The organism is Erwinia sp. V71 (assembly GCF_965644245.1).
Classification (GTDB): Bacteria; Pseudomonadota; Gammaproteobacteria; order Enterobacterales; family Enterobacteriaceae; genus Erwinia.
On the sequence record NZ_CBFFRK010000179.1, the window covers coordinates 1 to 6,321 of the forward strand.

At 36.3% G+C, this 6,321-nt stretch carries 8 protein-coding genes; 2 read left to right on the forward strand and 6 right to left on the reverse strand.

The genetic code is table 11. The features are described from left to right. Positions 1-2: 2 nt before the first annotated feature. Positions 3-548 carry a replication protein gene (locus ACSZO1_RS21345; RefSeq protein WP_437616236.1) on the reverse strand — a complete coding sequence of 182 codons (546 nt, stop codon included), beginning with the start codon at positions 546-548 and terminating at the stop codon, positions 3-5. 1,461 nt (positions 549-2,009) lie between these two features. On the opposite strand from ACSZO1_RS21345, the gene ACSZO1_RS21350 reads away from it, so the two are divergent. Both ACSZO1_RS21350 and ACSZO1_RS21355 read left to right on the forward strand, forming a co-directional pair. Then, entirely contained in the window at positions 2,010-2,744 is a 735-nt protein-coding gene (locus tag ACSZO1_RS21350; RefSeq protein ID WP_437616238.1) for a DNA-binding protein, read from the forward strand. Between the two features lie 17 nt (positions 2,745-2,761). After that, on the forward strand, positions 2,762-3,136 hold the full coding sequence (locus tag ACSZO1_RS21355; RefSeq protein ID WP_437616240.1) for a hypothetical protein: 375 nt from the start codon (positions 2,762-2,764) through the stop codon (positions 3,134-3,136). Positions 3,137-3,283: 147 nt separating this feature from the next. Here the strand turns inward: ACSZO1_RS21355 and ACSZO1_RS21360 are convergent, their stop codons facing one another. The 5 genes from ACSZO1_RS21360 to ACSZO1_RS21380 form a co-directional block, all read right to left on the reverse strand. Further along, a complete protein-coding gene (locus ACSZO1_RS21360) occupies positions 3,284-4,594 on the reverse strand; it encodes a hypothetical protein (protein ID WP_437616241.1) in 1,311 nt (436 codons plus the stop codon). Between the two features lie 369 nt (positions 4,595-4,963). Continuing rightward, positions 4,964-5,239, reverse strand: a complete 276-nt coding sequence (locus tag ACSZO1_RS21365) for a hypothetical protein (protein WP_437616243.1) — start codon at positions 5,237-5,239, stop codon at positions 4,964-4,966. 83 nt (positions 5,240-5,322) lie between these two features. Further along, a complete protein-coding gene (locus ACSZO1_RS21370) occupies positions 5,323-5,553 on the reverse strand; it encodes a hypothetical protein (RefSeq protein ID WP_437616245.1) in 231 nt (76 codons plus the stop codon). Between the two features lie 32 nt (positions 5,554-5,585). After that, positions 5,586-5,792 (reverse strand): helix-turn-helix transcriptional regulator, encoded by a 207-nt coding sequence (locus tag ACSZO1_RS21375; protein ID WP_437616247.1) that lies wholly within the window; start codon positions 5,790-5,792, stop codon positions 5,586-5,588. Between the two features lie 148 nt (positions 5,793-5,940). After that, on the reverse strand, positions 5,941-6,270 hold the full coding sequence (locus ACSZO1_RS21380) for a DUF6387 family protein (protein ID WP_437616249.1): 330 nt from the start codon (positions 6,268-6,270) through the stop codon (positions 5,941-5,943). Positions 6,271-6,321: the final 51 nt, after the last annotated feature.

A 6,321-nucleotide genomic window follows, 5' to 3' on the forward strand; every position in this document is an offset into this window, starting at 1 on the left:
ATTCAGGCAACCGTCTGTGGTGTTTGCAGAGCTAAGATTGGCGGCTTAGCGTTGCACTTCGGAGTTGAATCCGCCTTCTGTACTGTCGTTTCAGCAATAAAACCTTTGTTAGCAAGTTCTTTCATGCCTCGATAGTATGTTGACTCCGAGATCTTCACTATTTCTTGATCTATAAGCTCATACGCAAGAAAAACTCTGTCTGTGTCCTTAAAATCCTGTACTGCTCTGTATAGAATTTCAAAAACCTTTGTTCCCGCACCCGTGAGTTCTGTTAACGCTTTTACTCCGTTTATATAGAGTTTTAAAAACTGTGTTTTATCAACCTCCTGCCACTGAAAAAAACCAGCACCTGCTAACTGTTCTCCTGTATCTTCATTAATAACCAACAAACGATCTCTTCCTGTTGTAATCCTGCGAGATCCACTTTTTGTATTATTACTTGTTGTTTGTAAGAAAGGATTCTTTGTATATCGTGGTAATCCTCGCCTTGATTTTCTTAAACTCAATGTCTCGTTACCTTTGGCAATATTGTTATCACAGTCTTCCATATTTATCTCCTTTATTATTTTTATTTGATTGATAAGTTACGTGCTAGCATCAGAATAAAATATGTCAAGTGTCAAAATCAAATTTATTTTTGCCATTTCAAGTTTTATTTGTCGATACTTAAAGTTCCAATGCGAATAGTATTCTTGACAGTTTATTTTTAAACTATCAGAAAAAAGTAAAATAATGACAGCTTACATTACCGATCCTGACAGTTCAATATGCAGGATCTGACAGTAACGATCCTTATTTAAAGCGGTCTGAGGGCAGTTTTCTTCTTCATTATTCATATAGAGCGAAGCGAGAGATGTTCTTCATTGTTTTTACGAGATAAAAACATCTGACGATTTTATTTTATTATAAGTAACCCTACACGGCTGTTTTGCCGTGTCATTGGGGTTCATATTTCTTGCTTCTTCTTTCTTTTATAATCAGAATACAAAACCTTTGGCCTCTGCTTCTTTGCCTTTGATGGCAACCAGCAGGCCAGGGACTGATGGTTTGTTATTTAATTAGTTTTTCTATGCAGCACATTCGCTTGCTCATATGCTGCTTTAAAATCAAAACCCTTTGATAAAGGAAGCTGTCTTGATTTCGCTGTTCGCTCAATCGCTATGCGCTCACGCGCACTGATGACTTAAATAGCATAGATTTTCTGTTAAAACCATTTTCTTCATCGCGTGAAGATTTGTCTTCATTTCTGGCTATAAAAATGAAGTAAAACACTGCATCATGTGAAGAAAAACGTTCTCACAATTTAAATCAAAAGGGCGAGAGCCAGGGTTTTAGCGATTGAGCGCGTTAGCTCAATCAAGACAAGCCATTTATCCAAGGTTTTTAAGTTTTGCGTAATGCGAGCAAGCGAGCATGTAGCTATGAAAAACGTTACCACTATCACTATCAGCCCATACAGGCATTGCTGGTTGCCCCTAAAAGGCAAAGAAGCAAATGCCCTGTTATAGGGTTTGTTACTGAGTTAAAGAAGAAGATCTTGATTTACCATGAACCGCAATGGCACAACCTGAAAGTTGTGCAGGGTTTAATAACACAATTAAGAAAAACGTTTTTTATTAATAAAAACTGGCGGGACGTCCAGTTTTAGTAAACATTTTCCAGTCGAAACCCATTGGTGAGATTTAAAATCTCACATGGTAGTAATCCCTTTTACTTTATTAATATTATTAAATATATTACCTGGCATATTTATTAATATATTCATAGAGTTAAAGAAAAAAGGTTATGTTTAAGCATAACTTGGGTTATGAAATTACATAACTTCGGTTATGTTTAAAGATAACCATAGTTATGCTTAGACATAACTTTAATAACGTTGCGTTATTAACTTTTGCTTTGGACGAGTGTCCACTGCTATCAAACTTTTTCCATTTATTTTTGACTTTTTTATTGACAATAGTGTTTAATGTATTAATAACAAAATAAATATAATAATAAAGGATAAAAACATGCAGAATATAAACTTTAAAATAATTGAGCGAATGACACCGGAGCAGTTACAGGACTACATTGATAAAAACCACTTCTCTGATACACAAGCGCTTAAAATATACCAACACCATAACAAAAACCATAAAAACGAAATGCGCTATATAGCCAGAAGAGAAGGCATAAGATCTATTGCAAAGGGCACTGACTATGTTCATATGTTTACTAAAAACTTCGAGCAACTCGCTAATATGGATATATCCAGCAACGAGCTAAAAGTAATAGCTAAGATCCTTAATAAAATGGAGTTTGGTAACTGCTTTCACGTTTCACAGGCAAAGCTATGCAAAGAACTAAATATCAAGAAATCTAACATGTCTATTATTTTCAAAAAACTCAAAAGCAAAGCGATTATCATTGACAAAGACGGAGATCTTTTCATGAACTCAAATATTTTTCTCAAAGGCCAGTATCACACAATTAACGAAAAACAGCGCCCTAACGTTCAGAAAGCACAAGTATTCAATGTTGACGACAATCCTGTGTTCCAGAATGTTTACTCTTACCACTCAGAGAACGATATTAATGAGAGCCAGTCAGAAAAAGATAATCTTTCTTCTCAGGATCAGGCTGAATCAACCACACCTGTTTTAAACCCTCCTCCAGAAATACCAAAGGATAAAGGCAACGAAGAAAATAACGTGTTTTATATGGAAGGCTGGGATTTATCAGACTTTCAGTTACCTTCTGCATAACTATAAGGAAAATCATAATGCTAAATAAAGAAATAAACGCAATACTGAATATCCATAACGACGAGGATGGTATAGCTAGCGTCATAACAGAATCACTGATTCGTTATTACTCTGTTAATGGCATCAGCCATGACCAGTTCCAGAATAATTATCTAAACTACTTGAGAATGATTTTCTCCGGTCGTCAGTTTCACTTTTTAGACAAAGAAAAACTACTGTCATATAAAGATCAGATCCTTAGCACTGTCTTACCAATTGTGCGAGACGATCTTATGGAGAAAGTCCAGCCAGAGGAGCTTTTTCAGTCCAGTCAGTGGCAACCAGAACCGCTTCCAGCGCTTCTGGTTGAGCTTTTTGATAATAGGCAGATTCTAAGTATAGTCAGCCAATAACAAACTACAAAGCGGTTATGCTACATTCATTCCGAGTGTTAAAGTTGACCGCTTTGAGCGAACAAGGGATGTTAACATTCTAGGCTGCGAAGTATTTTTATGTTTTGAGCGCGACGAAACGAAAAAATATCCGCATGCCTTATGCTATTAGTTACTGTTAGAATCTCTAATACATTCAGCTACTTTCTGCAAAATCTCTTGCTGTTTTTCTAAAGGTAAATCTTGGAAGTCAGGAACTGTTGAGCCAATAACTTTTATCGGTCCCTTGCTTGTAATTATATAACCAGGATCGCCATCTATTCCCATTATATTGTATGAGCTTCCACAGCCCATACAAAACAGGTCACTATTATCATGTGGTGGATTCCAGTAATTAACATGGCCACAAAGGCATGGAAGCTCTATCGCGTTTTTTGAACCTATCAATGATGAACAAACAAAGAAATAGTAATTATTATTTCTTGTCTTGATACCATGTTCGAGCATAGATATGAGTTTATCTAAATGAGCTATTAATGGTTCAGAATCATCATGTGAAAGCATTTTGTTAACACATGCTTTTATGCTCGGAGCATACACTTTGAATATGAAGTTGATACATGACTCTATTATTTGATATTTTAGTTCGCTAAAATTTTCCGTACTCGGTAGATATGGACCTTTATCACCACCAAAAATTGGTTGTGAACCTGATTGTGATGTAAAGAAGGTAGATATATATCCGATATGCGTGAACTCAGATGAAAATTTAAATAAATTTTTCACCTCATTTTTAAAATCATCATGTTCAGGATTATTGAGGCTTAACTCAGAAAACAAAAAGTCCACTTTATTGGAAAAGTTTACATGCTGGCATTTCGTTATTGAAGAGTTTTTCCATTCATGAAAATTTAATTTTCTAAACTCAGTTAAGGCATCTTCAACATCCTCATTGAATAGCCCTTGTCGAATCGATTTAGTTGCATATCGTTCGAAGCTATTTAGAGACAAAAGTGTATGATAATTAAATTCCTTTGGTTCTAGGAGCTGGATTTGATAGGCATCAGTGACCAGGCTATCAATCAACTGCCTCGTCGCTGTAACTAAATTATTATATTCAACAAATCCTCTATGCAGCAGACCAACATTATTTACATCTATATCAACACGGTTGTCTGGTTCTGTATGTAAAGATAGCTTATGAATAGCTTGCAAATCATTGGAAAGCAAGCTTGGCACAAGAGATATGAAAGGATTAAGATCGTTGCCGATCTGATACTCAGTACATAGAGAGTCATTGTTATTTAAAGTGCACTTAAACTCTGAAACAATATGCCTTAGATATCTTATGCCCTTCTCCAGCAAATCATGTAAGAAGGAAATGTTGTTACATAGAACTTCATAGTTGCTTAGTGCTGCAACACTCTTTCTTTCAGTAAGATTAGATGCTAGTTTTTTTAAAATATCAATTTCATTCATCTGACACTTCCTCGCATGGTTTAAGCTACTAAGTCTTTTTTGAGCACGACAGCCCACCGTTGTAAATAGAGTCTGGCGATTGTTATATTACTTTTTTAAAACGAACATTGCCTTATATGTGAAATTCAAACGAATGGGCACTTTTGACACACAACAAACCTACCCCAGATACTACCCCGCTATTCAGTAATCAAGCAACAAATTCGCTCCCTTTCCATCTGACAAAACATTTTCTTAATTTTCACCTGATGTGCATCTTCTTCCCCGTTCTCCGCGTAAAACTCAGCACGCAGTTCAGCCATAGCCACTACCCAGTAGCTCTTTTTGGTATAAAAAACGATGAGAAAGCCCATCTCGGAGTGTTCCACATTATTGCCTAGCCCACGGCATATCCCACACGATCTTTACTTTAACCTCTACTGCGTTAACATGCGATTCCTTGATCGCATATTTATTTAAATAATCCTGCAAAGCTATTTTGTCAGACGCTTTTTTCTGTTTGTTTGTCCGTTCCCAGATCCCTGTATCCGTAATCCATTTATCCAAACCTCGTTTTACTGCACGTCTTAGTTCCTCTTCATAAAACTCATCTAAAACATTTACTTCAATTTTAAAACACAAGCTTCTTATATAAAATGTTTTCATCTTTATCTCTCCCATTATTTATTTCAGACAAACGCCAACCATATGGCGTTTACTCACCATTTTTAAAATCTGCTGTTATATTATTAACGTTCTGAAATGATTTTATTTTTTCTATACGCCAGATAGCTTTTCAGTGATTCCTGACCAAAGCGATCAAGATCACGATAGATTATGATTATATTGTAAAACTTGCTCTTTTTATCGTCGAAATCGACAATCCAGTGCGGAGTGTATAAGTACTCTGCTAGTATATCCAAATAACCCCAGTCCAGTTTATCCATTTCTCTTGTTGCTTTTTTAATTAATGCACTCATAGATACCTCTTTTATTTTTATGTTAATTTAAATTATGCTGTTTTATTGCGTGAAGAATTAATCAGGTTTTCAATCCAGTCATTTACTTCACTTTCAACAAAGGCGATTGCCTTTTCACTTATTTTTACTGGAAGTGGAAACGCTTTTTTATTTATCAACCGGTAAATCGTTGTCCTGCTGACGCCTGTTCTTTTTATTACTTCTGGCAAGCGAATTAATGTTGTGCAGTTTTTGTTCATTATTATTTTCTCCTGTGCTGTGTCGATGAGGAGAAGTATACGGTTTTGAAGTGTTTAAAAATTGTGACGGGACAAAAACGATTTTCCGTGGAAGGGGGGATTAGTGTGTTTACAAGGGATGGTTTTTTTGGCCGATCCCTTGATTTTTTTAATCAATAGTGGTAGGAGAATCGCCTCTGGCTGCTGCCTGTTGCACAGCTATATCATGCAGGATTTCGTTGATAGTTTTGTGTGTATGTCCTGTTTTTTTATACATGAATGCCGTAAACAGGTTATCAAATTCATCCAGTAGTGCTCTTTCAGCCATCGGCCTGTCGGTTTCCCGGATTTGGACATAGTCACGAGGATTTTCTACTCCCCAGGGATACAAGAGTTGCTCTATGTCCTTATCGCTATACTTGAAGCCATTGCGCTTCGCAAAATACATCAGGTCAAGCATTGGGATCACGTTGAACGCGAATTCAGATAATAAGTGCAACGCTTGGTCATGTGGATGGAGGGACGGTTAGCTACCGATAAGCTATCCTGC